Raw genomic sequence first — 26,151 nt, 5'->3', positions numbered from 1 at the left:
CAGGCCCCAGCCATGTTCGGATTCCTGAGGAAACACATCGCCGGCAATGCCTCCTTCTGGGGGTTGGTGGAGTATGGCATCGGCCCCGTCGCGGCGCTGGTGGCCTTGCCCATCCTGTTCCGGCAGCTGGGAACGGTGGGCTTCGGCCAGTACTCGATGATCATCGCCCTGGCCGGCTTCGGCAATGCCGCCAACCTGGGCGCGGCGGTGACGGCGACCAAGCTGGTTTCCGAGCGCATGCACGAACCGGGCGGCGCCTATCGCGCAGCCGGCGTAAGCATGTCGCTGATCGGCTGCGCGCTGGGGGTCGTGACCCTGGCCGCAGTGCTGCTGTGGGGAGTGGTGGGCCTGGGCTGGCCGGCGGCCACCTTCGGCGGCGTGGCGGTGACGATGCTTGCCATGCCCGCGCTGGCCATCTACCTGACGCAGCAATATGACCAACTGTTTTCCGGATGCCTGAAAGGGCGTGAAGACTTCCGCGCCACGGCGCTGTGCGAGGTCTTCAGCCGCACCGGCACGATGGGGCTGGCTTGCGCCACGGCCTGGCTGACGGCCTCCCCCACCTGGACCGGCCTGGCGCAGGCGCTGGGACTCCTGATCGCGGGCAGCGTGAAGATGCGCGTATTCGCGCGCACCTATGGACGCGTCCTGGTGCGCCCGGTGCGCGACCGCGCCGCCATGATGGACGCCTTCCGCTTCTCCCGCTGGTCCTGGCTGAACAGCCTGAGCGCCCTGGCCTTCGGTTCGGTGGACAGGGTGCTGGTCGGCAGTCTCATGGGTCCGGCGGCGCTGGCCATCTACACGGTCGGCGTGCAGGTCGGCCAGATCATCCATACCGCGTCGGTCGCGATCTTCCAGAAGGCCATGCCGCGCGTCACCCGCCTGTCGGTTTCGCCGCCCTATCCGGGCGCCGTCGAACGCGAGATCCGCCGCATGATGCTGTGGAACCTGGCGCTGTCGGCCAGCGCCACGCTGGCGGTGCTGGCGGTCAGTCATCCGCTTCTGAACCTGCTGCTGGGGGACAACGTCGCCAGCGGCCATCTGGGCACCTTCCAGTTGCTGATCGTGGCCTCCGGGCTGCTGTCCTTGAACGCCGCAGCGCACTTTTCCCTGCTGGGCCTGGGCAATTCGCGCGCCGTCGCCATCCTGAACGGCCTGGGCGGCCTGGCGATGCTGTGCGTCATGGCGGGACTGGTACACGCGGCGGGGGAACACGCCGCGGCATGGGGCCGCATGGCCTACGCGGCGATCACGCTGGCCGGCGTGGCCCTCGCCATCCGTCAATCCCGCCCAGACTTTCCGGGCGCCTTGCCTGCGGCCACCCGTTAACTCATATGCTGAGGTCCTACATGCGCAAGCGTCATAACGAGTATTCACGTCAGCTCATCGACTTCGTCCGCGAGTTGCGGCCGCCGGCGCCGATTGCCGGCAGCCTGTTGCCGAAAGTGACCATCGTTACCCCCTCGTTCAACCAGGCCCGCTTCCTGGAGCGCACCATCCTGTCCGTGCTGAACCAGGGCTATCCGCGGCTGGAGTACATCATCATCGACGGCGGCTCCACCGACGGCAGCGTGGACATCATCCGCAAGTATGAGCGCTACCTGACGTACTGGGAGAGCACGCCCGACCGCGGCCAGTCGCATGCCATCAACAAGGGCTTCGAACGCGCCACCGGCGACTATGTGGGCTGGCAAAACTCCGACGACCTGTACTTCCCCGGCGCCTTGCGCAAGCTGGGCGCGGCCGCCTCCAAGGGACGCGCGCCCATCGTCAGCGGCAACCTGTTCGTGGCGGACGCCGACAACAAGATCTTCCGCAAGATCCATTACACGCCGGTCAACCGCGGCACGCTGACGGTGGTGAAGGCGTCCATCCCGAACCAGTCCGCGATCTTCCGCCGCGACCTGCTGCAGAAGTACGGGCTCCTGCAGGAGAGCATGCGCTACTGCATGGACCTGGAGCTGTGGAGCCGGCTGCTGCGCGAAGGCAAGAACCTGATCGTCCCGGACGCAATGGGCGTGTACACCGCCCATGACGAAACCAAGACGGCGCTGATGCAGGACGTGCTGCTCGAAGAGCGCGAGCAGATCGTCTCGCGCATCCGCCGCACGGAGCCGGGCCTGGGAAAGCTGTTCGAACTGTCGTGCCGGGCGTCCAAGGTGGCCGCCCACGCGCGGCAGGGCGACCTGTCCTATCTGTTCGAAAAGCTGACCACCAGGATTTTCGGACGAGACGACTGGGCTTCGCACTAGCGCCTGTCCATACCGGGAAGAGCCACAATGACCACGCACCGCCGCTTATCGACCCTGCATCTGCTGGGCATGTTCGCCTTCACGGCGCTGGCCCTGAACGACGATCACTTCGTCCTGGGCGTCGGCAGCTTCAAGCTGTCGCCCTTCGATTTCCTGTTCGTCGCCATGCTGGTGGTCAAGATGCTGCGGCTCGCGGATCCCGCGGCCTATGCGCTGCCCCGCGGCATGCTGGGCATGCTGCTGGGAATCCAGTGCGTGTCGGTGATCTATCTGCTTCTGGTGTCGCTGCATCATCCCGGCATCGAGTCCGGCGATGTCGCGCGGGACCTGCGCATCGTGTTCTATTTTCTGTGCACGCCCTTTCTTTGCTACAAGGACATCGACAGCCCGGCCGCCTACGCGGTGCTGCAGAAGTACATCGTGGCGGCCTGCCTGGCCGTGGCCACGCTGATGTTGGCCGAACAGCTGCAAGGCTTCAGCGTGGCGAATCCGCTGCGCAACGTGCGGCTGGGCGTATGGGCCATTCCGTTCGGCGTGGTGTCTCTGCTGTACTTCCGGCGCACGCTCAACGTTTCCGGACCCAAGGCTTACGCGCTGACGGTCTATATGCTGCTGGCCCTGGTGTTCTCGCTGAACCGCAGCCAATACCTGCAGCTGGCGATCTCGGTCTTCATCGCCGTGCTGTTGGGCGCGGGTCCCGAGATCCGGCGCCGCGCCGTGCTGGTCTTTGCGCCGGCGGCAGTCGCCGGGGTGCTGGTCTTCGCCGCGATCGGCTACCTGGACGTGCTCACCAATCGCATCTTCAGCGTCGAGCGCCTGGACGAGGACTCCAGCTACGGCGCGCGCGTCCAGGAAATGCAGGGGCAAATGGACTTCTTCGCGGAGAGTCCGGTGTTCGGCAAGGGCGCGGGCTTTCGCAGCTGGGTCATGGGCGAGAACGGCTTCGAGCTGAGCACCTTCGCCCACAACTCCTGGGCCTTCTACCTGATGAAATTCGGGGTGGTCGGCACCATCATGATCATGCTTCCGCCCGTGCTCATTCTGCTGCTCACGCTGTTGCGACGATATGCGCATCCGGGCCTGGAGCTGCACCGGCGATACCTGCTTGCCACCGCGCCTATCTATATCTTCATCGACTCGCTTTCCGGCGGCCTGGCCTATGCGCCCAAGACCGCCTTCACCGGGTTCCTGCTGTGCTATTGCCTGTCGCTCATGCGCAATGCCCAGATCATGCCCGTGCCAGAACAAAGAACGACATCCGCCCCCAGCCACCGCCCGGACGTTGCGCGCCGGACGCCAACTAGAGTGATCCCACATGCCTGATGTCTTGTTTGTCGCGCCAGACCTGCACGGCGGCGTAGGAAGATGTGTCGCCTTCATCGTGGATGCCTTGCCGGAACAAGGGGTGGATTCCGCCTTGTTCCTGCTGCGTTCGCGCATCCGCGAGTATCCCGTATCCAATCCGAAGGTGACCCGGGCGCTCCCTGTCAACGAATCCCCGACCGCGCTGCGGCTGATGCTGCCCGTGGCCTTTTTCAAGCTGCTCATGCAGATCCGGCGCGACAAGCCCGCCATCGTCTGCTCGCACGGCCTCTTGTGCAACATGCTAGTCGTGGCGGCCAAGAAGCTGCTGCGCGGCAAGTTCGCCACCGTCGCCTTCGAACACAGCAGCCCGGCCATCCACTACGGAGCCTCGCGCATGCGGCGCCTGAAATGCTGGCTGGTCAGCCAGACCTACCGGCGCCACGATGCGGTGGTGGGCGTGTCGCGCGGCGTCAAGGAAGACCTGGTCAGCATGTTTCCGCCGCTGCGCGGCAAGGTCCACACCATCTACAACGGCGTGCCGCTGGAAAATGTGCGCGCGCAGGGCGGCCGCGGCGGCGACGACCCCGCGCAGCCCGCCCCCTACCATGTGGTGGCCGTGGGCCGGCTCGAAGCAGTGAAGGATTACGCGACGCTGATCGACGCGGCCGCATTGCTGGATGACCCCGGCATCCGCTTCACCATCCTGGGCGAAGGATCCGAGCATGCCGCCCTGCAAAAACGCATCGATGAGCGCGGCTCGCGCAGCCCGGTCACCCTGGCGGGCCATATCGACAACCCGTTCCCGGTGATTGCGGGCGCCGGCGCATTCGCCCTGACCTCCCTGCGCGAGAGCTTCGGCAATGTGCTGGTGGAAGCGCTGTGCCTGGGCGTGCCGGTCATTTCCACCGACTGTCCCCATGGCCCGGCTGAAATCCTGGATTCCGGCCGCTACGGCCTGCTGGTTCCGGTGGGCGACGCCGCGGCCCTGGCCGAGGCGGTGCGCCGCCTGGCCTATGACGCGGAGATGCGTGAACGGTTTGCCGAGCAAGGCCCGGAACGCGCCGACGCCTTTTCCCTGGAACGGCACTGCCGCAACGTCATCGCCCTCTTCCGCCCGCTGATGCAGCGCGGCACGCCCTGAACAGGACAGCATCATGCAGAAGATACCGGTATCGGTCGTCGTCATGACGAAGAACGAGGAACGCAACATCAACAAGTGCCTGAAGGCGCTGGTCGAATTCGACGAAGTATTCGTGGTGGACTCCAACAGCACCGACGCGACCTGCGCGATGGCGACGGCGCTGGGCGCCAAGGTCTCGAACTTCCAGTGGAACGGCAAGTATCCCAAGAAGAAGCAGTGGTGCCTGGAACAGCTGCCGTTTTCGCACCCCGTGGTGCTGTACGTGGACGCGGACGAAGAGATGACGCCCGGCCTGGCCGCGGAAATACGCGAAGCCCTGCCGCGCTTCGCGGCGGGCGCGGGCGGCGCCTTCGTGCCGTTCGATTACGTCTTCTGCGGCAAGAAGCTGGAACACGGCCACCGCGTGTACAAGCTGGCCCTGTTGGCGCGCGACCGCTCGCGCTTCCTGGACTACGACGATCTCGACGTGGCGCATATGTGGGAGGTCGAAGGCCATTACCAGCCGCAGGTCGAAGGCGAAACCTTCGCCCTGCGCCAGCGCATGGTGCACAACGACCATGATTCGCTGTTCCACTACTTCGACAAGCACAACCGCTATTCCGATTGGGAAGCGAACCTGCGCACCAAGGGCCTGATGAACGATCCGCGCGAGGCCAACGTGGGCGCGCGCGCCCTGCTCAAGCGCATCTTCCAGGCCATGCCGTTCAAGGCGCCCATCTCGTTCCTGCATTCCTACGTGTTCCGCCTCGGCTTCCTGGACGGCAAGGCGGGCTACGACTACGCGGTGGCGCGCGCCATGTACTACTGGCAGATCCGCATCAAGACCGAAGAGATCCAGAAGGCGCGGCAGGCCAGCGCCGCCGCGGCGCGTGACGACGCCGTGGCGGGAGCCGCCAAATGAGCGCCCTGCAACAGCTCGACCGTTTTGCGCTGGCGCCTGGCCAGCGCGGCCGCTCCGCCCTGACGGTGCAGCTCTGGTGGACGGTGCAGGCGACGCTGTTCCGCTGGTCGCCGCAAGTTGCCTATGGCTTTCGCCGCTGGCTGCTGCGGTGCTTTGGCGCACGGGTCGGCCGCAAGGTGCTGATCCGGCCCACAGCCACCGTGACTTATCCATGGAAGGTCGAAATCGGCGACTACGCCTGGATTGGGGACGACGCGGTCATCTACAGCCTGGGTCCCATCCACATCGGCGCCCACGCCGTGGTGTCGCAGCGCAGCTACCTCTGCGCAGCAGACCACGATGCGGCGCAACCCGACTTTCCCTTGCGCGAACGCGCCGTGCGCATCGAGGACGGCGCGTGGGTGGCGACCGACGTGTTCATCGGCCCCGGCGTGACCGTCGGGCGTGAAGCCGTGATCGGCGCACGCAGCTCGGTGTTCCGCAACATGCCGCCCGCCATGGTGTGCCACGGCAACCCATGCCGTCCGATCCGCCCGCGCCAGGCTGGCCCGGCATGAAGATCCTCATCTACGGCATCAACTACGCGCCCGAACTCACCGGCATCGGCAAATACAGCGCCGAACTGGCCGAATGGCTGGCCGCGCGCGGCCACGAAGTCAGCGTGGTGACGGCCCCGCCCTACTATCCGCAGTGGCAGGTGCACGAAGGCTATCGCGCCAGCCGTTACCGCAAGGAAACCCTGCGCGGCGTCACCGTACGCCGCGCGCCGCTCTGGGTTCCCGGACGGCCGGGCGGCCTCAAGCGCCTGATCCACCTGGCCAGCTTCGCCCTGTCCAGCCTGCCCTCGCTGTTGCGCGCGGCCGCCGGGCGGCCGGACATCATCCTGGTGGTGGAGCCCGCGCTCTTCTGCGCGCCCGCCGCCTGGCTGGCGGCGCGGCTTTGCGGCGCCCGCGCCTGGCTGCACATCCAGGACTATGAAGTGGACGCCGCGTTCGAGCTGGGGCTGCTCAAGGGCGCCGGCCTGCGCGCCATGGTGCTCAGGGCCGAACGCTGGCTGATGCGCCGCTTCGACCGCGTGTCGACCATATCCAGCCGCATGCTGGACCTGGCGCGGGCCAAGGGCGTGGACCCGGGCCGCGCGGTGCTGCTGCCCAACTGGATCGATGTCGATGCGATTGCGCCGCGCGCCGGCGGCGGCAACTACCGCGCCGAACTGGGCATTCCGCACGACGCGATCGTTGCGCTTTATTCAGGCAACATGGGCGGCAAGCAGGGCCTGCAGACCCTGGCCGACGTGGCCCGCAGGCTCAGCCGCGAGACGCGCCTGTGGTTCGTCTTCTGCGGCCAGGGTCCTGAACGCGCGCCGCTGCAGCAGCAATGCGAGGGCCTGGCCCGTGTCGTCTTCCTGGACCTGCAGCCTGCCGAACGCCTGGGCGAATTGCTCAATACCGCCGACATCCATCTGCTGCCCCAACGCGCCGGCGCCGCCGACCTGGTGATGCCGTCCAAGCTGACTGGCATGCTGGCCAGCGGCCGGCCCGTGGTGTGCGGCGCCTCGCCCGGCACCGAGCTGGCCGGCGTGGTCGCGCGCTGCGGCCTGCTGACGCCGCCGGAAGACGGAGCGGCCATGGCCGAGGCGGTGCGCAAGCTCAGCTACAACGCGCAGATCCGCGAAACCCTGGGCGCCGCGGCGCGCCAGTATGCGCAGACGCATCTGCATGTGGACAGCGTACTGGCTGCCGCGGAACAGGAATTCGAAGCGCTGATAGCGGCCAAGGGCAAACATGCGGCCCGCGGCGCGGGCGTTTGAACGTCCGTACGGCGCCGCACAAGCCTGCCGCATCTGCTGCGCGCAGGCCGTCAACGTTGCGACGAGTTCAATTTTCTCTTGGCGGTTGGCGACGGGTTACGCGCACTCGAGACCGATGCTCTTGCATCAAGTCTCTCGCGCTTGACCCATCCTACGCGTCTGGGTCGTGCTTGGCGGGCGCTGCGCCGTTGCCGCTTCTGACCAGTCCCATCTGCACCGCGATGTAGGCTGCCTCGGCCTGGTTACGCGCGTTCAGCTTCCAGTACAGCGTGCGCGCGTGGCTCTTCACGGTGGCCACCGAGATGCCGACCTGCTGGCCGATCTCCCGCATGGTCTTGCCCTGCACCAGCAATTGCAGGATCTCTTCCTGCCGTTGGGTCAGCTCCCTCAGCTCCTGGGTTGGCGGATGCGAGGCGCCCTGAGGTCGGGCCGCGGGCTGCGGATAGCATTCGCCGCCCGCCATGACGAGGCTGACCGCCGCCGCCAGCGCATCGGGGCTGGAGGCCTTGGGCATGTAGCCTGCGACGCCTGCCCGCGCACACGCCGCCATGACGCCCGGGTCCAGCACCGAATAAAGCACCAGCACCAGCCGCGGCATGAAGAACGCCATCGATTGGGACAGGAGTCCGACGTCCTGCTCGGCCAGACCGCTGCAACCCATCACCAGCAACTCCACTGGGCGGTTGATCGAACTGGACATGGTGAGCAATTGGGCTGGCGAGATGGCCAGAATGTCGTCGGTGTTCCGCGCACGCTCCAGCACATGCTGGATCGCGACACGGAGCAGAGCGTAGTCTTCGATCAGTACGGTTGTCATCCCGGGGGGAACCTTGTGACGCATGGCCCATACACGGTTCCCATGACGCTGGCGCATCATTGCTGCAACGGCAGGCTGCTGGCGTCACCGACCTCACGGGAATCTCGTCCGCGGCACGGAATCGCGATGGCGAGGCGGAGTTGTTCGCCTTCTCGATCCAGTCTTGCGGACACAACCCATGCTATCAGCGGCTACGTTCGCTGAATCTCGTTCAGGAGGATGATTGGTGGAGGAATGCAGCAGCACTGCGACCGCGGATACTGCTGTGTATGAATTAGCCATGATGGCTATGCGCGCTCCCGGCAGCAACGGAACGCCTTTGTTCCAGGCTGCCGGGCAGGCCGCGCAAACCAATCCCGGCTACCCGAGCTTGCGCCCATAAAGCTGCCCGGCATCCACATCCCTGCCGTTCGGTTCATGCCATTCCAAGGTCGCGCCACGCTGCAGCGCCGCGTATACGGCTTCGCCCTTGTTCTTCACATGCAAGCGCTGGTAAAGCGTGCACGCATGCGTTTTGGCCGTGGCCACCGAAATGTTCAACATCCTGCTGACCGTCTTGATCGGATAGCCGCGCGCCAGCAACACCAGCACTTCGTATTGCCGCGGCGTGATCTGCAGCAGCTGCGCGCCGGCGCTGACGGGCATGGAACCCTTGCTGGCAGCGGCATCGTCGGCATCCCTGGCCGGCAAGGCGCAGACCGTTTGCGCGGGAGCCTGCAATGCCTGTTCGCTGGGGAAGCACTGCCCTCCCGCCATGACCAGGCGGATGGCCGCTTCAAGGATTTCCACCGATGCCGTCTTCATGAGGCAACCGTAGACGCTTGCCCCGGGCAACCCTTGTACCGGCATGGGCAGGGGCATGACGTCCGTCAGCAGCAGGATCCGCTTGGGCGTGAGCACGCGCTGGATTTCATGCAGCGCGCTCCACGCTTCGTCGGTATCCACCGGCAATCCATAGATCAACAGGTCGGCGCCCGCGTGCACGCCGTCCGCCTTGGAGATGTCAGCCAAACCCATCCCCTCGATTTCCCACACATCATCCAACTTGCTCAGAATCTGCCACAACCCCAACCGCAGGAGCGGATGGGCTTCAATCAGGACCATCTTGGCCATGGTGTCCTCCCGGTTTTTCGACGGGCCTAGAAGGGATCTTCGCTGTGCTGAAGACTATTTTTTTTCCAACCCTGCGATGCGAGTCCGCAATATTCCGGAATATCTAATGAAGCTGAACCGGAGCATTTGGGCTGGGAGACTTTGGTAGCCAACATAACGGATGGCATGGACCCATCTTATGGTTCGAAATTGTCAAAATCAAGACGTTTCGGCTCGATATAATCCGACAAAAACAGAAATCATTCGTTAGCCTTAATCATCATCGTAAATCTGGACGAGACGCGCATCTCATCCATTCCGGCGCTAGGGTTTTCACCAGGAATTCCCCATGAGGAGCTTGCGCTTTCCCTATGGAAGATGCAGGTCGGGCGCGGGTCGCAGGCTAAGGCAGGCCGCTGTTACAGGCGTAAAAAAGCCGCGCCGCGGCATCCGCCGGGCGCGGCCTGGAAGTTCCGGAATCAGGACAATAACTGTCTATATGTTTCCGCGGACACATCAAGCCCGTGCGTCTTTCTCGTAATCGAAATATAGGTAACATTTTTATTTTTGCGTTTCCGGCACGATTTACTCCATATAGGCGAAGTCAAATACCGTATGCCCGCCCTGATGGTGCCAATGGTGCATCGAAGCATGACGTTTTCTCAGGAAGCTCGCGTAGTGGATTTCGCCGTCCGTTTCCACATAGCTGGACGGCGTTAGTTCCTCTATCCGGTTCAACGACACGCCCTTGCCGTAGTGGCAGAAGCCCTGGTACTGGGCGCAGCGGATCACCTCTCCGCCAGGCGACACAACGATTCCGGCGTTGCGGGCCCGCATCGGGTTGCGCACGATGGGGTTGCAGGCATGCGGCGTCCACTCGGTCGAGCGCGGCGAATCCGAAAAGAAAGCGAATAATTCGTCGCAATGGCTTTGGCCGTCGGTCCGATCGATATTAGTTAATAACCACCAATATTCGCCGTGTTTGAAAATAATGGTGTCGACGGCGGATATATTAGTCATCAAATTTACATCAAGCTCCCATTTGAGCGGAAAATCGGTGCATTTCCAGAGCTCTATACTGCGATTGCCGCAGGTCTCCGGCACCATGTAGGTGACGCCTTCGTGCTCGAATATATATGGGAATGACAGATGGTAGGGCAGGTTCAGGGCCGTGCCCAGCAGGCGGAAAGCCCCGTCGGAGTAGGTCGCAACCGAGATCGTGCCCTTGCGCGAGGTAAAATCGTAATCCTCGAAAAATATATACGGCTTTTTATCCTGGGTATATACAAACGGATCCGCGAAGAATCTGCCCTTGGGCGGCTGCAATACCATGGCCTCGGATACCACCGCCTGCTGCCGGGCAGAAGGAAACATGCCTATCCGCCAGCGCACATTGCGTTTCATGACGCGCCGCACAATCAAATCCGACATTAACCAGGCCTGACGCGCAATATATGCGGCGCTATCCCACTCCACCGGATCCTCGCGCCGCAAGCCGCTCATGATCTGCATGCCCGGCGGCGCAACGCCTTGCTTGACGCGGGCCAGCGCCTGCAGCGCGTCGTACACCATGAAATTGCCCAGGCTGAACGCGCGCGCCTGATTCTTCAACCAGAACACTTCGGTGTTGAAACTGCGCTGGTCCAGCAATTCGTCCTGGTCCTCCCGCGGCCCCACGCGCCAGAGCTTCACCGTGGTGTGATCTTCACGCTGATAGACCTCCCAGAAGCCGGCATAGCGGCTGGTCGCCACCGCAATATCCGAATAACTCAGCTGCCATACGCCCAGCCGCGCCCAGCCCGCCATTTGTTCGCGGGTGGCCGGCGATGCGCCCAGCGTGATGACCAGGTCCAGGCCCAGCGCCGCAACCTGGCTTTGCACCTCGGCCGCGGGCATGCCAGGCGTCAACGACAGGACGGCAGCCGTATCCGATGACACGCTTTCCCGCATGTCGCGGCACGCAAGCGCCTGCCGCTGCTTTGCCGGCAGCAGCCGCGCTTCCAGGCGCGACAAGGCGCCAAACAACGCGCGCGCACCCAACCGGGGCGCTTTCTCGCCGCCCTCCTCACTCATCACCAGCAAAGCAGCGACTTCAAAATCCTGGCTATGCGTGAGCCAATCCACCATCTCATGCATCCAGCCGGGTTGCTCGTACCCGTCGACCAGCAGTCCCACTCTGTAGGTTTTCATTTCTCCTGCTCCTGTGCCAGGGCTTGTCGGCCTTCCGTCCGTTACGGCGAACGGACTAGGGCCTGTCATTGCGTATTCAGGGGCGCGACAGATTCAACTCCTCGCGCTGATACTGCGGGGTTTTGCGCCTCCCTTCCAGACCACATTCATCCTAGGTCGGCAGTCCGAGGACGAAAGGCTCAAGGTCATGCGCAAACACTAGGAAATCGTTACTCCCTCCGCATGAGTTTCGTCATCCCTCTGGTGGAGATTGGCGAGAATCCGGCCGGTCCTGAACGCGGGACTTGCGGCCCGCTAGTGGTAAACCCTATTGGGGATAGCCGAGGCTCGCGTCTCAGCCATCTCTCACGCATAATTGTTTTTAAACGAACGTTTGAATTCAACCTTATGCAAGAAATCAGACCGTCCCTCACCCGTGAATCCATCCTGGACACCGCCGAGGCCTTGTTTGCCCAACAAGGACACGATGGCACCTCGATGCGCCAGATCACCGCGGCCGCCGGCGTCAATCTGGCGTCGGTGAACTATCACTTCGGCTCCAAGGAGTCACTCGTGCAGGCGGTGCTCAAACGTCGCCTTGAAGTGCTGAACCGCGAGCGCTTGCGACTTTTGGATGAGCTGGAGGCGCAAGCCGAAGGCAGGCCCCTGAAGCCGTCGCAGATCGTGGACGCCTTTTTCGGCACGCTGCTGCGCCTGGCGGCCGATCCCGCGCAGGCCGGCAGCACCTTCCTGCCGCTGCTCGAACGCACCATGACGGATCCCTCCGACTTCATCCGCGCGCTGTTCGCGGAGGAGTACGCGGATGTGCTGGAGCGCTACCGCAACGCGCTGTTCGCAGCCCTGCCCGACGTGCCCCGCGCGGAAATCATGTGGCGCTTCCAGTTCATGCTGGGCGCCACCTCGTACGCCATCATCGGCACCGACCTGTTGCGCTCGGTCACGGGCTGGACCATCGACGACGCCGAACAACCGGATAACCCCAACCTGCTGCTGCCGCGCCTGATGAGCTTTCTGCTCGGCGGCCTGCGCTCGCCCCTGCCGCACGTGCCCTGAACGCCAAGCGCCCGCAGACGGAACAGAACCTCCACGGAGACAAGAAAATGAACGCAGTCATCTACGCTCTGGTCATCGTCGCGCTCCTGGCGGCGGTCTTGCTGGGCGTACGTCCGATCCGCCGCGCCCTGCTGTCGGCGCCGATCTTCAACCTGTACCGCAAGGTGCTGCCGCAGATGTCGGACACCGAGCGCGATGCGCTGGAGGCCGGTACGGTGTGGTGGGAAGGCGAACTGTTCCGCGGCCGGCCCGACTGGAGCCGCCTGCTGGCCTATCCCCGCCCGCGCCTGAACGATGACGAGCAGCGTTTCCTCGACGTCCAGGCCGAGGAGGCCTGCCGCATGGTCAACGACTGGCATGTCACGCAGGAAAGCCACGACCTGCCGGCCGAGGTCTGGAGCTACCTGAAGACCCAGGGCTTCCTGGGCATGATCATTCCCAAGGAATACGGCGGCCTGGGGTTCTCGGCCTATGCCCATTCCGAAATCGTGACCAAGCTGTCCACGCGCTCGTCGGCGCTGGCGGTTTCAGTCATGGTGCCCAACTCGCTCGGCCCCGCCGAACTGCTGCTGCACTACGGCACCGACGACCAGAAGAACCACTACCTGCCGCGCCTGGCGCGCGGCGAGGAAGTGCCCGCCTTCGCGTTGACCAGCCCCTGGGCCGGCTCCGACGCCGCCGCCATCCCCGACAGCGGCATCGTCTGCAAGGGCGAATGGCAGGGCCGCGAAGTGATAGGCATGAGGGTCACCTGGGACAAGCGCTACATCACGCTGGCGCCTGTGTGCACCCTGCTGGGCCTGGCGTTCCGCCTGTACGATCCCGACGGCCTGCTGGGCGGCGCGAAAGACCTCGGCATCACTTGCGCGCTGGTGCCGCACGACCATCCGGGCGTGGACACCGGCCGCCGCCATTTCCCGCTGAACGCCATGTTCATGAACGGCCCCACGCGCGGCGCGGACGTCTTCATGCCGCTGGATTTCATCATCGGCGGTCCCGCCATGGCCGGCCAGGGCTGGCGCATGCTGATGGAATGCCTGGCGGCGGGACGCTCGATCTCGCTGCCCTCCTCCAACACCGGCATGTCCAAGCTGACGACCCGGGCGGTGGGCGGCTATGCGCGCGTGCGCAGCCAGTTCCGCACGCCCGTCGGCAAGTTCGAAGGCGTGGAGGAAGCGCTGGCGCGCATCGGCGGCAACACCTACATGATGGACGCCGCGCGCAGCATGACGGCAGGCGCGGTGGACCTGGGCGAAAAGCCATCGGTGGTGTCCGCCATCGTCAAGTACCACGTGACCGAACGCGCGCGCCAGGTCGTCAACGACGGCATGGACGTCATCGGCGGCAAGGGCATCTGCCTGGGCCCGTCCAACTTCCTGGGCCGCGCCTACCAGCAGATTCCGATCGGCATCACGGTGGAAGGGGCCAACATCCTCACGCGCAGCCTGATCATCTTCGGCCAGGGCGCGATCCGCTGCCATCCCTACGTGCTGGCTGAAATGCAGGCCGCGCAATCGTCCGACCGCAAGCAGGGCCTGGACGATTTCGACCGCGCCTTCTGGGGCCACGTGGGCTTCGTCGCGAAGAACAAGCTGCGCGCGCTGGGCACGGCGCTCACGGGCGCGCGCTGGGTCGGCGTCAACGCCGATGTCGCTCCCGAGATGAAGCGCTACTACCAGCTGCTCAGCCGCTACAGTGCCGCCTTCGCGCTGCTGGCGGACACCTCGATGCTGGTGCTGGGCGGCAGCCTCAAGCGCCGCGAGCGCCTGTCGGCGCGCCTGGGCGATGTGCTGTCGCAGATGTACCTGATCAGCGCCACGCTCAAGCGCTTCGAAGACGAAGGCCGCCAGGCGGCCGACGCGCCGCTGGCGCACTGGTCCATCCAGGACGCGCTGTACAAGCTGCAGGAAGCCGTCGAAGGCGTGCTGGACAACTACCCCAACCGTTTCGTGGCCTGGAGCCTGCGCCGCCTGGTCTTCCCCTGGGGCCGCACGCAAGCCCTGCCCTCGGACCAGTTGGGCCAGGACGTGGCGCGATTGCTGATCAATCCCAGCGCGACGCGCGACCGCCTGACCGCCGGCTGCCACCTGCCCGCGACCGAGGCCGAGCCGGTGGGCGCGATCGAGCTGGCGCTGGCCGCCACACTGGATGCCGAGCCCATCGAAGCCAAGATCCGCGAACTCGAAAAGCGCGGCGCGCTTGACGGCAATCCACAGGCCAACGTGCGCGATATCGCCGATGCCGCCTTCGCCATCGGCGGCATCACCGCCGAAGAATATGCAGTGGTGAAACGCCGCAACCGCTTGCGCGACACGGTGGTGAAAGTGGATGATTTCCCCTTTGATTTGCGCGCCGCGGACCAGGGCAGCCCCGCCGCCGAACGCAGGGCCGCCTGAACAGGAGGAATCGGATGGCATTCAAACCGGTTTACGTCGTCGACGGCGCCCGCACGCCTTTCCTGAAGGCGCGCACCGGCCCGGGCCCCTTCTCCGCCGGCGATCTCGCCGTGCAGGCGGGACGCGCCCTGCTGCTGCGCCAGCCCTATGCGCCCACCGACCTGGACGAGGTCATCGTGGGTTGCGCCGCGCCTTCGCCCGACGAAGTGAACATCGGCCGCGTGATCGCGCTGCGCCTGGGCTGCGGCAACAAGGTGCCAGGCTGGACCGTCATGCGTAATTGCGCCTCGGGCATGCAAGCGCTGGATTCGGCGGTGGCCAACATCCAGTCCGGCCGTTCGGAGCTGGTGCTGGCCGGCGGCACGGATGCGCTGTCGCGCGCGCCGGTGCTGTATTCGGACGAGATGGTACGTTGGCTGGCCAGCTGGTATGCCGCGCGCGGCGCGGGCGCCAAGCTCGCGGCGCTGGGCCGTTTCCGTCTGCGCAATCTTGCGCCCGTCATCGGTCTGCTCAAGGGTCTGACCGACCCGGTGGTCGGCCTGTCCATGGGGCAGACTGCCGAGAACGTCGCGACCCGCTTCGGCATCGACCGCGCCGCGATGGACGCCTACGCGGCGCAGAGCCATGCGCGCGCGCTGGCGGCCCGCGCGGCCGGCGCCCTTGGCGAGATCTCGCCGCTGATCGACACGCAGGGCAAGCTGTATCCCGATGACGACGGCGTGCGCGACGACTCCACTCCCGAGAAGCTCGCCAAGCTCAAACCCGTCTTCGACAAGCCCTGGGGCAACATCACCGCGGGCAACAGCTCGCAAGTCACCGACGGCGCCGCCATGCTGGTCCTCGCTTCAGAGGAAGCGGTGCGCAAATGGAACCTGCGGCCGCTGGGCCGCATCCTCGACAGCCAATGGGCCGGCCTCGATCCCGCGCAGATGGGCCTGGGGCCGGTGCATGCGGCCACGCCCATCCTGCAGCGCCACGGGCTGGGCCTCAATGACCTGGACTTGTGGGAAATCAACGAGGCCTTCGCCGCCCAGGTGTTAGGCTGCCTGGCGGCCTGGCGCGACGATGCCTATTGCCAGGAACACTTCGGCACGCCGGCCTGGGGCGACCTCGACCCGGCCCGGCTCAACGTCGATGGCGGCGCGATCGCCATCGGGCATCCCGTGGGCGCTTCCGGCGCCCGCATCGTGCTGCACCTGCTGGCGGCCCTCAAGCGCCGCGGCGACAGGCGCGGCATGGCGGCCATCTGCATCGGCGGCGGCCAAGGCGGCGCGATGCTGGTCGAAACCCTGGACGAGGACCGCTCATGACGACTATCGACACGCTTGCGCACTGGCGCCTGGAGCGCGATGCCGACGGCCTGGCGTGGCTGACCTTCGACCGCGCCGGCAGCGCGGTCAATGCCTTGTCCGCCGACACCATGAGCGAACTTGCGGTGGTGCTGGACGCGCTGGACGCGGCCCCGCCCGCGGGCCTGGTGATCCGGTCTGGCAAATCCACGGGCTTTGTCGTGGGCGCTGACGTCAATGAATTCGCCAGCCTGGACACGCCCGAGCAGGCACGCGCGCTGGTGGCGCGCGGATGGGACCTGTTCAACCGACTGGCCGCGGTGCGCTATCCCACGCTGGCCCTGATCCAGGGCCACTGCCTGGGCGGCGGGCTCGAACTCGCGCTGGCCTGCCGCTACCGCCTGGTGGCGGACCAGCCGGGCACGTCGCTCGCCTTGCCCGAAGTCATGCTCGGCATCTTTCCCGGCTGGGGCGGCATGCTGCGCCTGCCGCGGCTGATCGGCGCACCGGCCGCGCTGGACATGATGCTGACCGGCCGAGGCGCCGACGCGCGCCGCGCTGCGGCGCTGGGCCTGGCGGACGCGCGCGTGCCGCCCCGCCTGCTGCTGGCCGCCGCGCGCCAGACCGTGCTGTCGCGCAAGGCGCCACGCCGCGCGCGCGGCCTCGGCGCCTGGGCCAACCGCTGGCCGCTCAAGGCCATCGTCGCCAACCGCGCCCGCAAGCAGATCGCGGCCAAGGATCCCCTGGGCCACTATCCGGCCGCGCCCGCCATCGTCGAGATCTGGGAAAAGCATGGCGGCAACGCCTTGCAGGCGCCTGCGCTGATCGAGCGCATCATTTCCTCCGACACCGCCCGCAACCTGCTGCGGGTGTTCCGCCTGCAGGAACGGCTGAAGGCCAACGGCAAGCAGGCCGGCATTGCGCCCGCGCGCCACGTGCACGTGGTCGGCGCCGGCGTGATGGGCGGCGACATCGCGGCCTGGTGCGCGCTCAAGGGCATGACGGTCACCTTGCAGGACCAGGACATGGCGCGCATCGCGCCCGCCATCAAGCGCGCCGCCCAGCTGTTCTCGCGCCGCCTGAAGGATCCGCGACTCGCGCGCGCGGCGTTCGACCGCCTGGTGCCGGATCCCGCAGGCGGCGGCGTGCCGCTGGCCGACATCGTCATCGAAGCCATCAGCGAACAGCCCGAAGCCAAGCGCGCGCTCTACCGCGCGCTGGAGCCGCGCATGAAGGCCGATGCGCTGCTCGCCACCAACACCTCCAGCCTGTCGCTGGAGACCTTGCGCGCGGATCTGGCGCAGCCCCAACGGCTGGTTGGCATCCACTTCTTCAATCCCGTGGCCAAGATGCCGCTGGTAGAGGTCGTGCACGCCGACGGCGACTCGGACGAGGCGCAAGCCCGCGCCTGCGCCTTCGTCGGTCAGATCGACAAGCTGGCGCTGCCGGTCAAGAGCGCGCCGGGCTTCCTGGTCAACGCCGTGCTGGCGCCCTACATGCTGCAGGCCATGCGCAGCGTGGACGAGGGCCTGGCGCCCGAAGCCGTGGACGCGGCCATGGTCGCATTCGGCATGCCGATGGGGCCGCTGGAGCTGGCCGATACCGTGGGGTTGGATATTGCCCGTGCGGCGGGCGCGGAACTTGCTGGCGGCGCCGAGCCGCCGCGCTGCCTGGCCGAGCGCCTGGCGCGCGGCGACCTGGGCAAGAAAAGCGGCCGCGGCTTCTACGCCTGGCGCGACGGCAAACCGGTCAAGGGCGCCAGCCAGTCCGGCGCGCCCGCCGGATTGGCGCAGCGCCTGATACAACCGCTGATCGACGCCACGCGCCAGCGCGTGGATGCGGGCATCGTCGCCGACGCCGACCTGGCCGACGCGGGCGTGATTTTCGGAACGGGGTTCGCGCCATTCACGGGCGGTCCCTTGCATTACCAAAGCAGCAACGCGGTGCGGAGTATAAGACCGGCTGAGGCCGATTAGGACCTGTACAACCTAAACCGGAACGACAAGACCGGCAGTGCCATAGAGACATCATCCATCACGAGGAGGCAGTACCATGAGCAGACGTTCATTGTCCCTGAGCACCTTGTCGGCCCTCGTGGTCGGCCTGGGCGCATCCACGGCAACGCACTCGGCCGGCTTTCAGCTCCTGGAGCAGAACGCCAGCGGCCTGGGCAACGCCTATGCAGGCTCTGCGGCGAATCCGGAGAACGCCAGCATCATCTATTACAACCCGGCCGGCATGACCTACCTGCCCGGCTTCAATGTGTCCGGCGGCGTCAACCTGATCAAGCCGTCATTCAAGTTTTCAGACAACGGCGACAGCCGCAACCCCAGCATTCCCGGCCTGCCGGGCACCGGCCTGGGCGGATCGCGCCCGACCGGCGGCAACGGCGGCGACGCGGGCAACCTCGGCGTGGTGCCCAATATGTACGCCTCCTGGCAGTTGAACGAGCAATGGTTCATCGGCCTGGGCGTGGGCGCCCCGTTCGGGCTCATGACCGAGTACGACGACGGCTGGGTGGGCCAGTACCACTCCAACAAGTTCGAGATCAAGACGATCAACGTCAACCCCTCGATCGCCTACAAGGTCAACGAAAAGTTCTCCATGGGCTTTGGCGTGAACTGGCAGCACATCGACGCCAACTACAAAAAGAAGACCGTGCTGCCGGTTCCCGGCATGCCGCTGGGCACGACCGGCGACGCCGACCTGAATCTCAAGGGCGATGCCTGGGGCTGGAACGTGGGCTTCATGCTGCAACCCACCGAAGACACCCGCATCGGCCTGTCCTACCGCTCGAAGATCAAGCACACCGCGAAGGGCGACACCGACATCACCAGCATCTATCCGCGCGGCAACTCGGTGTCGTTCGACGCCAAGGCCACCGTGTCCCTGCCCGACACCCTGATCCTGAGCGCGGCGCACCAGCTGAACGAACGCTGGGAACTGCTGGGCGACGTCTCGTGGACCGGCTGGAGCAGCATTCCCAATCTGAAGATCCGCAACTCGGGGCCGGGTGCGCGCGACGACGACCTGCCGCTGAACTTCCGCGACAGCTGGCGCGTCGCGCTGGGCGCCAACTACAAGTTCGCGCCCAACTGGAAGTGGAAGGTCGGCGTCGCCTTCGACCAATCGCCCGTGTACAAGGAAGCCGACCGTCCGACCTCGCTGCCGGACAACGACCGCTACTGGCTTTCGACCGGTATTCAGTGGCAGGCCACCAAGGACACCACGCTGGACGTGGGCTATACCTATCTCTACCTGCGCAAGACGGACATCGACACCACGTCCGGCAACCAGCTGACCAAGGGCCGCGTGGCGGGCACCTATGACAGCAATGCCCACATCCTGGGCATACAGCTGTCGTCCCGCTTCTAACCCGCCCCGGATGGCGGTCCGGCCCGGTCCGGCCCGCCATTCGTTTTTTTCAGGAGACTGCCTTGAGCAAGTTCGTCGTCAAACACGTCGCCGTCCTGGGGGCCGGCGTCATGGGTGCGCAGATCGCCGCCCATCTGGCCAATGCCGGCGTGCCCGTCACGCTGTTCGACCTGGCCGCCCCCGAAGGCGACCGCAACGGCACGGTCAAGAAAGCGATCGCCGGCTTGAAGAAGCTGGAGCCCGCGCCCCTGGCCGGCGCGGCGCGCCTGGCGTACATCACGCCCGCCAACTACGACGACGACCTCGAACGCCTGCGAGGCTGCGACCTGGTCATCGAGGCCATCGCCGAGCGCATGGACTGGAAGACCGCGCTGTACGAGCGCATCGCGCCGCACGTGGCCCCGGGCGCCATCATCGCCTCCAATACATCGGGCCTGTCGATCGACGCGCTGGCCAACGCCCTGCCCGCGGGCCTGCGCGACCGCTTCTGCGGCATCCACTTCTTCAATCCGCCCCGCTACATGCGGCTGGTGGAAATCATCGCCACTTCGCACACCCAGCCCGCCGTGCTGGATCAGCTCGAAACCTGGCTGACCTCGACCCTGGGCAAGGGCGTGATCCGCGCGCTGGACACGCCCAACTTCGTGGCCAACCGCATCGGCGTGTTCTCGATCCTGGCAGCCATGCACCACACGGCCCGCCTGGGGCTGGCCTTCGATGAGGTCGACGCCCTGACCGGCCCGAAGATCGGCCGCCCCAAGAGCGCCACCTACCGCACGGCCGACGTGGTCGGCCTGGACACGCTGGCGCACGTGGTCGGCACCATGGAAAAGAACCTGCCGGACGACCCCTGGCACCGCTATTTCAAGCTGCCCGAGTGGCTCTCCGCGCTGATCGCCAAGGGCGCACTGGGGCAAAAGACCGGCGCGGGCGTCTACCGCAAGCAGGGCCGCGAAATCCAGGTGCTGGACCTGAAGGCGCAGGACTATGTGCCCAGCGCCGGCAAGCTGGCCGACGAAGTCGCCGCCCTGCTCAAGGAACGCGACCCGGGCAAGCGCTTCGCCGCGCTGCGCGCGAGCAGCCATCCCCAGGCGCAGTTCCTCTGGAGCCTGTTCCGCGACATCTTCCACTACAGCGCCGTGCAACTCGAACACGTGGCCGACAATGCGCGCGACCTGGACCTGGCCATGCGCTGGGGCTTCGGCTGGGCCCAAGGTCCGTTCGAAACCTGGCAGGCCGCCGGCTGGCAGGCCATCGCCGCCGCGGTGGCCGAGGACATCGCCGCCGGCCAGGCCATGAGCGACGCGCCGCTGCCGGCCTGGGCGCTGGAACCCGGCCGCAACGGCGTGCATGCGCCCGAAGGCTCCTACTCCGCGCGTACCGGCCAGCTGAGCCCGCGCTCGACGCTGCCGGTGTACCGCCGCCAGTTGTTCCCCGAGCGTGTGTACGGCGAAGGCGCCAGCGAGCGCGGCGTCACGATCTGGGAAAACGAAGGCGTGCGCCTGTGGAACCTGCCGCGGGTCGACGCCGGCGTGGCCATCCTCTCGGTCACCTCCAAGAACCACACCCTGGGCGCGGAAGTGCTCGACGGCATCCTGCAGGCGGTGGCGCGCGCCGAACGCGAATACGACGGGCTGGTCATCTGGCATGACGCGCCCTTCGCCGTGGGCGCCAACCTGCAGCAGGTCGCCGAGGCCTGCGCCGCCGGGCTATGGGACATGCTGGAGGCCACGGTTGAAAAGTTCCAGCGCGCCTCGCAGTCGTTCAAGTACGCGCAGATTCCCACCGTGGCGGCCGTGCAGGGCATGGCGTTGGGCGGCGGCTGCGAATTCCTGATGCACGCCTCGCACCGGGTGCTGGCGCTGGAAAGCTATATCGGGCTGGTCGAGGCCGGCGTCGGGCTGATTCCGGCCGGCGGCGGCAGCAAGGAATTCGCCGGCCGCGCCGCGGCGCTGGCCGCCAAGACAGCCACGCCGGGCGAGGTCTTCCCCTATCTGCAACCGGTATTCCAGACCATCGCCACGGCGCAGGTCGCCAAGAGCGCGCTGGAAGCCATCGCCACGGGCTTCGCCCGCGAGCATGACATCGTCGTGTTCCATCCGGACGAGCTGCTGTACGTCGCCATCGGCCAGGCCCGCGCCGCGGCCGAGGCCGGCTACACGCCGCCGCCCCGCTTGCGCGACATTCCGGTCGCGGGCCGCAATGGCATCGCCAACTTTGAAATGGTGCTGGTCAACATGCGCGAAGGCGGCATGATCAGCGCGCACGACTACCGCGTGGCGCGCAGCGCCGCCGTGGCCCTGTGCGGCGGCGAGGTCGACACCGGCGCCAAGGTGGACGAGGAATGGCTGCTGGCCGTGGAGCGCAAGGAATTCGTGGCGCTGCTGCGCACGCCTGAAACCCAGGCCCGCATCCGCCACACTCTCGACACCGGCAAGCCCCTGAGGAACTGACATGAGCAAGCAGATTCAAGACGCCTACATCGTCGCCGCCACGCGCCTGCCGGTGGGCAAGCGCAACGGCGCCTACATCACCACCCGTCCCGACGACATGCTGGCTGCCGCGCTCAATGGCGCGCTGGCGCAGGTCCCGGGCCTGGATGCCGCGCGCATCGATGACGTCATTGCCGGCTGCGCCATGCCGGAAGCCGAACAAGGCATGAACGTGGCCCGCATCGGCCTGTTGCTCGCGGGCCTGCCGCAAAGCGTGGCCGGCGTCACCGTGAACCGCTTCTGCGCATCAGGCCTGCAGGCGGTGGCCGATGCCGCGGCGCGCATCCGCACCGGCGAGGCCGACATCATGATCGGCGCAGGCACCGAATCCATGAGCGCCATGCCGCAGATCATGGGCAACAAGGTGTCGATGAACCCCGCCATCTTCGAACACCAGGAAAACATCGGCATGGCCTTCGGCATGGGCCTGACCGGCGAGAAGGTCGCCGAACGCTGGAAGGTCTCGCGCGAGGACCAGGACGCCTTCGCCCTGGCCTCGCACCAGAAAGCCTGCGCGGCCATCGCCGCCGGCCACTTCCGCGCCGAGATCACGCCTTATGAAACGGTGTCGCGCCAGCCCGGCGACGCCAGCGGCACGGTGCGCGTCGCGCGCCGCCTGGTCGAGACGGACGAAGGTCCCCGCCCGGACAGCAGCGCCGAGGCGCTGGCCCGCTTGAAGCCGGTGTTCGCCGCGCGCGGCAGCGTCACCGCCGGCAACAGCTCGCAGATGTCCGACGGCGCCGCCGCCGTGATCCTGGTGTCCGACCGCATCCTGCGCGAATTCAATCTGAGCCCGCTGGCGCGCTTTGCCGGCTTCGCCGTGGCCGGCGTACCGCCCGAAGTCATGGGCATCGGCCCGGTCGCCGCGATCCCCAAGGTGCTGCAACGCGCCGGCATCGGCCAGGACGCGCTGGACTGGATCGAACTGAACGAGGCCTTCGCCGCCCAATCGCTGGCGGTGATCCGCGAGCTGAAGCTGGATCCGGCCAAGGTGAATCCGCTGGGCGGGGCAATCGCGCTAGGCCACCCGTTGGGCGCCACGGGCGCGATCCGAACGGCCACCCTGACCCACGGCCTGCGTCGCACCGGCGGCAAGTACGGCCTGGTGACCATGTGCATCGGCACCGGCATGGGCGCGGCCGGCCTGTTCGAGGCGATGTAGGCGGAGCGGCGCGGAACATGAAGCCCTATTGGTTCAAGAACCTGTCGCCGACCTGGCGGGCGCGCCTGATGCGGGTGGGCTTCAACCTGCATCCCGCGTTCCGCGCCACCGGCGGCAAAGTGGTGCATGTATCCGCGGATTTCCATCACATCCGCATCAAGCTGCCGCTGCTGCGGCGCACCCGCAATATCGTCGGCTCGATGTACGGCGGCTCGCTGTTCGCGGTGACCGACGGCGCCCACCCCACGATGCTGATGTCCGCGCTGGGCGCAGACCACATCGTGTGGGACAAGGCGGCCACCATACGCTTCCGCAAGCCGGCGTACGCCACGCTGTATGTGGACTTCCGGCTCCCGCCCGACGAAATCGCGGAAATCCGCGCAATCCTCGCGCGCGACCATGAAACCACCCGGACCTATACGGTGGAACTCAAGGACCGAGACGGCGTGGTCTACGCCGTCGTGGAACGCACGATCTATATCGCAGACAAGAAGTTCTACAAGCAGAAGAACACTGGAGGAGAATCATGCGTCGCATCCCCGGAGGGCGAATCGCCGCCCTGAGCCTCATACTTGCCGCCTGCCTGGCCGGCGCCCCCGCACAGGCCGCCGACGTCGAAGTCGCCGGCCTGCGCGTTCCGGACAGCCTGTCGGAAGGCGGCCGCGCGCTGGTGCTGAACGGCGCCGGCGTGCGCACCAAGTTCGTCGTCAAGGTCTACGTGGCGGCGCTGTACGCCACCGCGAAAAGCGGCGATGCGGCTGCGCTGGTCAACAGCGACGAGCCGCGCCGCATGCGCCTCTTGCTGCTGCGCGACGTCGACAGCAAAAGCCTGGACGAAGCCCTGCAGGACGGATTGCGCGACAATACATCAGCGCAAGAGCTGGCCGAGCTGAAGGCGCCGGCCGCCCGCCTGTCCGCCCTGATGGCGGAAATCGGCGCGGTGCGCGAAGGCGACGTGGTCGACCTGGATTTCGACGCCCGCGGCGTCGCCGTCTCCGATAACGGCAAGCCGCAAGGCCGCATCGACAGCCCCGCGTTCGCGCGCGCCCTGCTGAGGGTCTGGCTGGGCGACAAGCCCGCGCAAGCCTCCCTGAAAAAAGCCCTGCTGGGCGGCTAGGGCCCAAAGGCTCTCTTGCTGTACAGGCCACACACGGAAATCCGGCATATGGAACGAATCTGGCAGAAAAGCTACCCCGCGGGCGTGCCTGCGGACATCGAAATGGACGGCGTGACGACGCTGGTGTCGGTCGTGCGCGAAAGTTGCCGGCGCTACGCCGACAAGACCTCGTACATCAGCATGGGCAAGTCCCTCAGCTACGCCGAGCTCGACCGGCTGACGCGCGACTTCGCGGCCTGGCTGCACGCCAACGGCCTGGGCCGCGGCGACCGTGTCGCGCTCATGATGCCCAACCTGCTGCAATACCCCGTATGCCTGTTCGGCGCATTGCGCGCCGGCTGCGTGGTGGTCAACTGCAACCCTCTCTATACCCCGCATGAGCTGCAGCACCAATTGGCCGATTCGGGCGCCCGCGTCATCGTGGTCGCCGACAACTTTGCCGCTACCGTGCAGAAGGCCCTGGACGGCACCGCGATAGAACGCGTGGTGGTGACGTCCATCGGCGAGCTGCTGGGACCGCTCAAGGGACGCCTGGTGGACTTCGTGGTCCGCCGCGTCAAGCGCATGGTGCCCGCGTGGTCGCTGCCCGGCGCCATCCGGCTGGGCGATGCGCTGCGCGCCGGCGCCGCCGCGCCCTTCACGGAAGTGGAACTGGACCAGCGCGACCTGGCCTGCCTGCAATACACCGGCGGCACCACCGGCGTGGCCAAGGCGGCCATGCTCACCCACGGCAATCTGGTAGCCAATCTGAGCCAGGCCTATGCCTGGGTCCGGCCGCTGGTGACCGAAGGCGAGGAGTGCATCGTGACCGCCTTGCCGCTGTATCACATCTTCGCGCTGACCGCGAACTGCCTGACCTTCATGAAGATGGGCGCCTGCAATTTGCTCATCATCAACCCGCGCGACATTCCCGGGCTGGTCAAGGAAATGCGCAAGGTGCCGTTCTCGGCCTTCACGGGCGTGAACACACTGTTCAACGCCCTGCTCAACAACCCGGATTTCGCGCGCCTGGATTTCTCGCGGCTGCGCCTGACGATGGGCGGCGGCATGGCGGTGCAGCGCTCGGTGGCCGACCGCTGGCGCGCCGTCACCGGCCGCTCACTGGCGCAGGCCTATGGCCTGACCGAGACCTCGCCCGCGGTCACGATCAATCCGCTGGACGTGCAGGAGTTCACCGGTTCCATCGGCCTGCCCGTGCCATCCACCGACATTTCCATCCGCGACGATGCGGGCCAAGAACTGGGCGTGGGCGAGACCGGCGAAATCTGCGTGCGCGGTCCCCAGGTCACACAGGGCTACTGGCAACGGCCCGACGAAACCGCGCTGGTCCTGTATGCCGACGGGTTCCTGCGTACCGGCGACGTGGGTTACGTGGACGAAAAGGGCTATGTGTTCCTGGTGGACCGCAAGAAGGACATGATCCTGGTGTCCGGCTTCAACGTCTATCCCAACGAGGTCGAGGACGTGGCCGCGCTGCATCCCGGCGTGCGCGAAGTGGCGGCGGTGGGCGTGCCCGACGAGCGCTCAGGCGAAGCCGTGAAGCTGTATGTGATCCGCAAGGATCCGGCGTTGGACGCCGAGACCCTGATCGCGCATTGCCGCAAGCAGCTAACGGGCTACAAGGTGCCCCGCTACATCGAGTTCCGCGATGACCTGCCCCGCACCAACGTCGGCAAGATCCTGCGCCGCGAACTGAAACCGGCGGCGCAGGAAGCCGTGCAGGCGCAAGTCCGGCAGCCGGGTTAAGACTGGACAGCCG

At 66.3% G+C, this 26,151-nt stretch carries 20 protein-coding genes; 17 read left to right on the top strand and 3 right to left on the bottom strand.

Annotated features, from left to right (window positions below; all coding sequences use genetic code 11):
* The first annotated feature begins 12 nt into the window (after positions 1 to 12).
* From IB259_RS29925 to IB259_RS29895, 7 genes are read left to right on the top strand one after another with little or no spacing between them, the layout of a single operon-like run.
* Positions 13 to 1,329 (top strand): oligosaccharide flippase family protein, encoded by a 1,317-nt coding sequence (locus tag IB259_RS29925; protein ID WP_192330953.1) that lies wholly within the window; start codon positions 13 to 15, stop codon positions 1,327 to 1,329.
* Between the two features lie 20 nt (positions 1,330 to 1,349).
* Entirely contained in the window at positions 1,350 to 2,252 is a 903-nt protein-coding gene (locus tag IB259_RS29920; RefSeq protein ID WP_054453076.1) for a glycosyltransferase family 2 protein, read from the top strand.
* A 27-nt stretch (positions 2,253 to 2,279) separates the two neighbouring features.
* Positions 2,280 to 3,575 carry an O-antigen ligase family protein gene (locus IB259_RS29915; protein WP_175163882.1) on the top strand — a complete coding sequence of 432 codons (1,296 nt, stop codon included), beginning with the start codon at positions 2,280 to 2,282 and terminating at the stop codon, positions 3,573 to 3,575.
* The gene (locus IB259_RS29910) at positions 3,568 to 4,698 is read left to right on the top strand and encodes a glycosyltransferase (RefSeq protein WP_054453081.1); all 1,131 of its coding nucleotides are present in this window, start codon (positions 3,568 to 3,570) and stop codon (positions 4,696 to 4,698) included. Before IB259_RS29915 ends, IB259_RS29910 begins: the two co-directional genes overlap by 8 nt.
* Before the next feature lie 13 nt (positions 4,699 to 4,711).
* Complete coding sequence (locus tag IB259_RS29905; RefSeq protein WP_054453084.1) at positions 4,712 to 5,599, top strand: glycosyltransferase family 2 protein; 888 nt, start codon at positions 4,712 to 4,714, stop codon at positions 5,597 to 5,599.
* A complete protein-coding gene (locus IB259_RS29900; RefSeq protein ID WP_054453087.1) occupies positions 5,596 to 6,156 on the top strand; it encodes a putative colanic acid biosynthesis acetyltransferase in 561 nt (186 codons plus the stop codon). The genes IB259_RS29905 and IB259_RS29900 overlap by 4 nt, the downstream gene beginning before the upstream one ends.
* On the top strand, positions 6,153 to 7,409 hold the full coding sequence (locus IB259_RS29895; RefSeq protein WP_054453686.1) for a glycosyltransferase WbuB: 1,257 nt from the start codon (positions 6,153 to 6,155) through the stop codon (positions 7,407 to 7,409). The genes IB259_RS29900 and IB259_RS29895 overlap by 4 nt, the downstream gene beginning before the upstream one ends.
* 151 nt (positions 7,410 to 7,560) lie before the next feature.
* Here the strand turns inward: IB259_RS29895 and IB259_RS29890 are convergent, their stop codons facing one another.
* The 3 genes from IB259_RS29890 to IB259_RS29880 all read right to left on the bottom strand — a co-directional run bounded on the left by IB259_RS29890 (position 7,561) and on the right by IB259_RS29880 (position 11,508).
* Entirely contained in the window at positions 7,561 to 8,226 is a 666-nt protein-coding gene (locus IB259_RS29890; RefSeq protein WP_054453089.1) for a response regulator transcription factor, read from the bottom strand.
* A 360-nt stretch (positions 8,227 to 8,586) separates the two neighbouring features.
* Positions 8,587 to 9,339: a response regulator transcription factor gene (locus tag IB259_RS29885; RefSeq protein WP_054453091.1), complete on the bottom strand. Its 753-nt coding sequence runs from the start codon at positions 9,337 to 9,339 to the stop codon at positions 8,587 to 8,589.
* A 564-nt stretch (positions 9,340 to 9,903) separates the two neighbouring features.
* Positions 9,904 to 11,508, bottom strand: a complete 1,605-nt coding sequence (locus tag IB259_RS29880) for a hypothetical protein (RefSeq protein ID WP_192330951.1) — start codon at positions 11,506 to 11,508, stop codon at positions 9,904 to 9,906.
* Between the two features lie 387 nt (positions 11,509 to 11,895).
* Here IB259_RS29880 and IB259_RS29875 point away from each other — a divergent pair, with 387 nt between their 5' ends.
* The 10 genes from IB259_RS29875 to IB259_RS29830 all read left to right on the top strand — a co-directional run bounded on the left by IB259_RS29875 (position 11,896) and on the right by IB259_RS29830 (position 26,138).
* Positions 11,896 to 12,561, top strand: coding sequence for a TetR/AcrR family transcriptional regulator (locus tag IB259_RS29875; protein ID WP_119450031.1), 666 nt, complete (start codon positions 11,896 to 11,898; stop codon positions 12,559 to 12,561).
* Between the two features lie 47 nt (positions 12,562 to 12,608).
* The gene (locus IB259_RS29870) at positions 12,609 to 14,957 is read left to right on the top strand and encodes an acyl-CoA dehydrogenase (RefSeq protein ID WP_054453097.1); all 2,349 of its coding nucleotides are present in this window, start codon (positions 12,609 to 12,611) and stop codon (positions 14,955 to 14,957) included.
* Between the two features lie 14 nt (positions 14,958 to 14,971).
* On the top strand, positions 14,972 to 16,267 hold the full coding sequence (locus tag IB259_RS29865; RefSeq protein ID WP_175214139.1) for an acetyl-CoA C-acetyltransferase: 1,296 nt from the start codon (positions 14,972 to 14,974) through the stop codon (positions 16,265 to 16,267).
* A complete protein-coding gene (locus tag IB259_RS29860) occupies positions 16,264 to 18,222 on the top strand; it encodes a 3-hydroxyacyl-CoA dehydrogenase NAD-binding domain-containing protein (protein ID WP_054453101.1) in 1,959 nt (652 codons plus the stop codon). The genes IB259_RS29865 and IB259_RS29860 overlap by 4 nt, the downstream gene beginning before the upstream one ends.
* A 76-nt stretch (positions 18,223 to 18,298) precedes the next feature.
* Complete coding sequence (locus IB259_RS29855; protein ID WP_054453102.1) at positions 18,299 to 19,621, top strand: OmpP1/FadL family transporter; 1,323 nt, start codon at positions 18,299 to 18,301, stop codon at positions 19,619 to 19,621.
* A 62-nt stretch (positions 19,622 to 19,683) separates the two neighbouring features.
* Positions 19,684 to 22,074 (top strand): 3-hydroxyacyl-CoA dehydrogenase/enoyl-CoA hydratase family protein, encoded by a 2,391-nt coding sequence (locus tag IB259_RS29850; protein WP_192330949.1) that lies wholly within the window; start codon positions 19,684 to 19,686, stop codon positions 22,072 to 22,074.
* Position 22,075: 1 nt separating this feature from the next.
* The gene (locus IB259_RS29845; protein WP_175164306.1) at positions 22,076 to 23,275 is read left to right on the top strand and encodes an acetyl-CoA C-acyltransferase; all 1,200 of its coding nucleotides are present in this window, start codon (positions 22,076 to 22,078) and stop codon (positions 23,273 to 23,275) included.
* A 17-nt stretch (positions 23,276 to 23,292) separates the two neighbouring features.
* Complete coding sequence (locus IB259_RS29840; RefSeq protein ID WP_054453108.1) at positions 23,293 to 23,838, top strand: PaaI family thioesterase; 546 nt, start codon at positions 23,293 to 23,295, stop codon at positions 23,836 to 23,838.
* On the top strand, positions 23,802 to 24,392 hold the full coding sequence (locus IB259_RS29835) for a chalcone isomerase family protein (RefSeq protein ID WP_192330947.1): 591 nt from the start codon (positions 23,802 to 23,804) through the stop codon (positions 24,390 to 24,392). The genes IB259_RS29840 and IB259_RS29835 overlap by 37 nt, the downstream gene beginning before the upstream one ends.
* A gap of 48 nt (positions 24,393 to 24,440) precedes the next feature.
* Positions 24,441 to 26,138 carry an AMP-binding protein gene (locus tag IB259_RS29830; RefSeq protein ID WP_192330945.1) on the top strand — a complete coding sequence of 566 codons (1,698 nt, stop codon included), beginning with the start codon at positions 24,441 to 24,443 and terminating at the stop codon, positions 26,136 to 26,138.
* Positions 26,139 to 26,151 lie beyond the last annotated feature (13 nt).

Source organism: Achromobacter sp. ACM04, from assembly GCF_014851465.1.
In the GTDB taxonomy this organism is placed as follows: Bacteria; Pseudomonadota; Gammaproteobacteria; order Burkholderiales; family Burkholderiaceae_B; genus Achromobacter; species Achromobacter aegrifaciens.
The sequence above is the reverse complement of the archived record's forward strand: the minus strand, read 5'-3'. Positions and strand labels throughout refer to the sequence as shown.

What these genes read in the sequence shown, in the direction of transcription:
- IB259_RS29925 (WP_192330953.1), top strand. Translation starts at nt 13, where the DNA reads ATGTTCGGATTCCTGAGGAAACACATCGCCGGCAATGCCTCCTTCTGG.
- IB259_RS29920 (WP_054453076.1), top strand. Translation starts at nt 1,350, where the DNA reads ATGCGCAAGCGTCATAACGAGTATTCACGTCAGCTCATCGACTTCGTC.
- IB259_RS29915 (WP_175163882.1), top strand. Translation starts at nt 2,280, where the DNA reads ATGACCACGCACCGCCGCTTATCGACCCTGCATCTGCTGGGCATGTTC.
- IB259_RS29910 (WP_054453081.1), top strand. Translation starts at nt 3,568, where the DNA reads ATGCCTGATGTCTTGTTTGTCGCGCCAGACCTGCACGGCGGCGTAGGA.
- IB259_RS29905 (WP_054453084.1), top strand. Translation starts at nt 4,712, where the DNA reads ATGCAGAAGATACCGGTATCGGTCGTCGTCATGACGAAGAACGAGGAA.
- IB259_RS29900 (WP_054453087.1), top strand. Translation starts at nt 5,596, where the DNA reads ATGAGCGCCCTGCAACAGCTCGACCGTTTTGCGCTGGCGCCTGGCCAG.
- IB259_RS29895 (WP_054453686.1), top strand. Translation starts at nt 6,153, where the DNA reads ATGAAGATCCTCATCTACGGCATCAACTACGCGCCCGAACTCACCGGC.
- IB259_RS29890 (WP_054453089.1), bottom strand. Translation starts at nt 8,226, where the DNA reads ATGACAACCGTACTGATCGAAGACTACGCTCTGCTCCGTGTCGCGATC.
- IB259_RS29885 (WP_054453091.1), bottom strand. Translation starts at nt 9,339, where the DNA reads ATGGCCAAGATGGTCCTGATTGAAGCCCATCCGCTCCTGCGGTTGGGG.
- IB259_RS29880 (WP_192330951.1), bottom strand. Translation starts at nt 11,508, where the DNA reads ATGAAAACCTACAGAGTGGGACTGCTGGTCGACGGGTACGAGCAACCC.
- IB259_RS29875 (WP_119450031.1), top strand. Translation starts at nt 11,896, where the DNA reads ATGCAAGAAATCAGACCGTCCCTCACCCGTGAATCCATCCTGGACACC.
- IB259_RS29870 (WP_054453097.1), top strand. Translation starts at nt 12,609, where the DNA reads ATGAACGCAGTCATCTACGCTCTGGTCATCGTCGCGCTCCTGGCGGCG.
- IB259_RS29865 (WP_175214139.1), top strand. Translation starts at nt 14,972, where the DNA reads ATGGCATTCAAACCGGTTTACGTCGTCGACGGCGCCCGCACGCCTTTC.
- IB259_RS29860 (WP_054453101.1), top strand. Translation starts at nt 16,264, where the DNA reads ATGACGACTATCGACACGCTTGCGCACTGGCGCCTGGAGCGCGATGCC.
- IB259_RS29855 (WP_054453102.1), top strand. Translation starts at nt 18,299, where the DNA reads ATGAGCAGACGTTCATTGTCCCTGAGCACCTTGTCGGCCCTCGTGGTC.
- IB259_RS29845 (WP_175164306.1), top strand. Translation starts at nt 22,076, where the DNA reads ATGAGCAAGCAGATTCAAGACGCCTACATCGTCGCCGCCACGCGCCTG.
- IB259_RS29840 (WP_054453108.1), top strand. Translation starts at nt 23,293, where the DNA reads ATGAAGCCCTATTGGTTCAAGAACCTGTCGCCGACCTGGCGGGCGCGC.
- IB259_RS29835 (WP_192330947.1), top strand. Translation starts at nt 23,802, where the DNA reads ATGCGTCGCATCCCCGGAGGGCGAATCGCCGCCCTGAGCCTCATACTT.
- IB259_RS29830 (WP_192330945.1), top strand. Translation starts at nt 24,441, where the DNA reads ATGGAACGAATCTGGCAGAAAAGCTACCCCGCGGGCGTGCCTGCGGAC.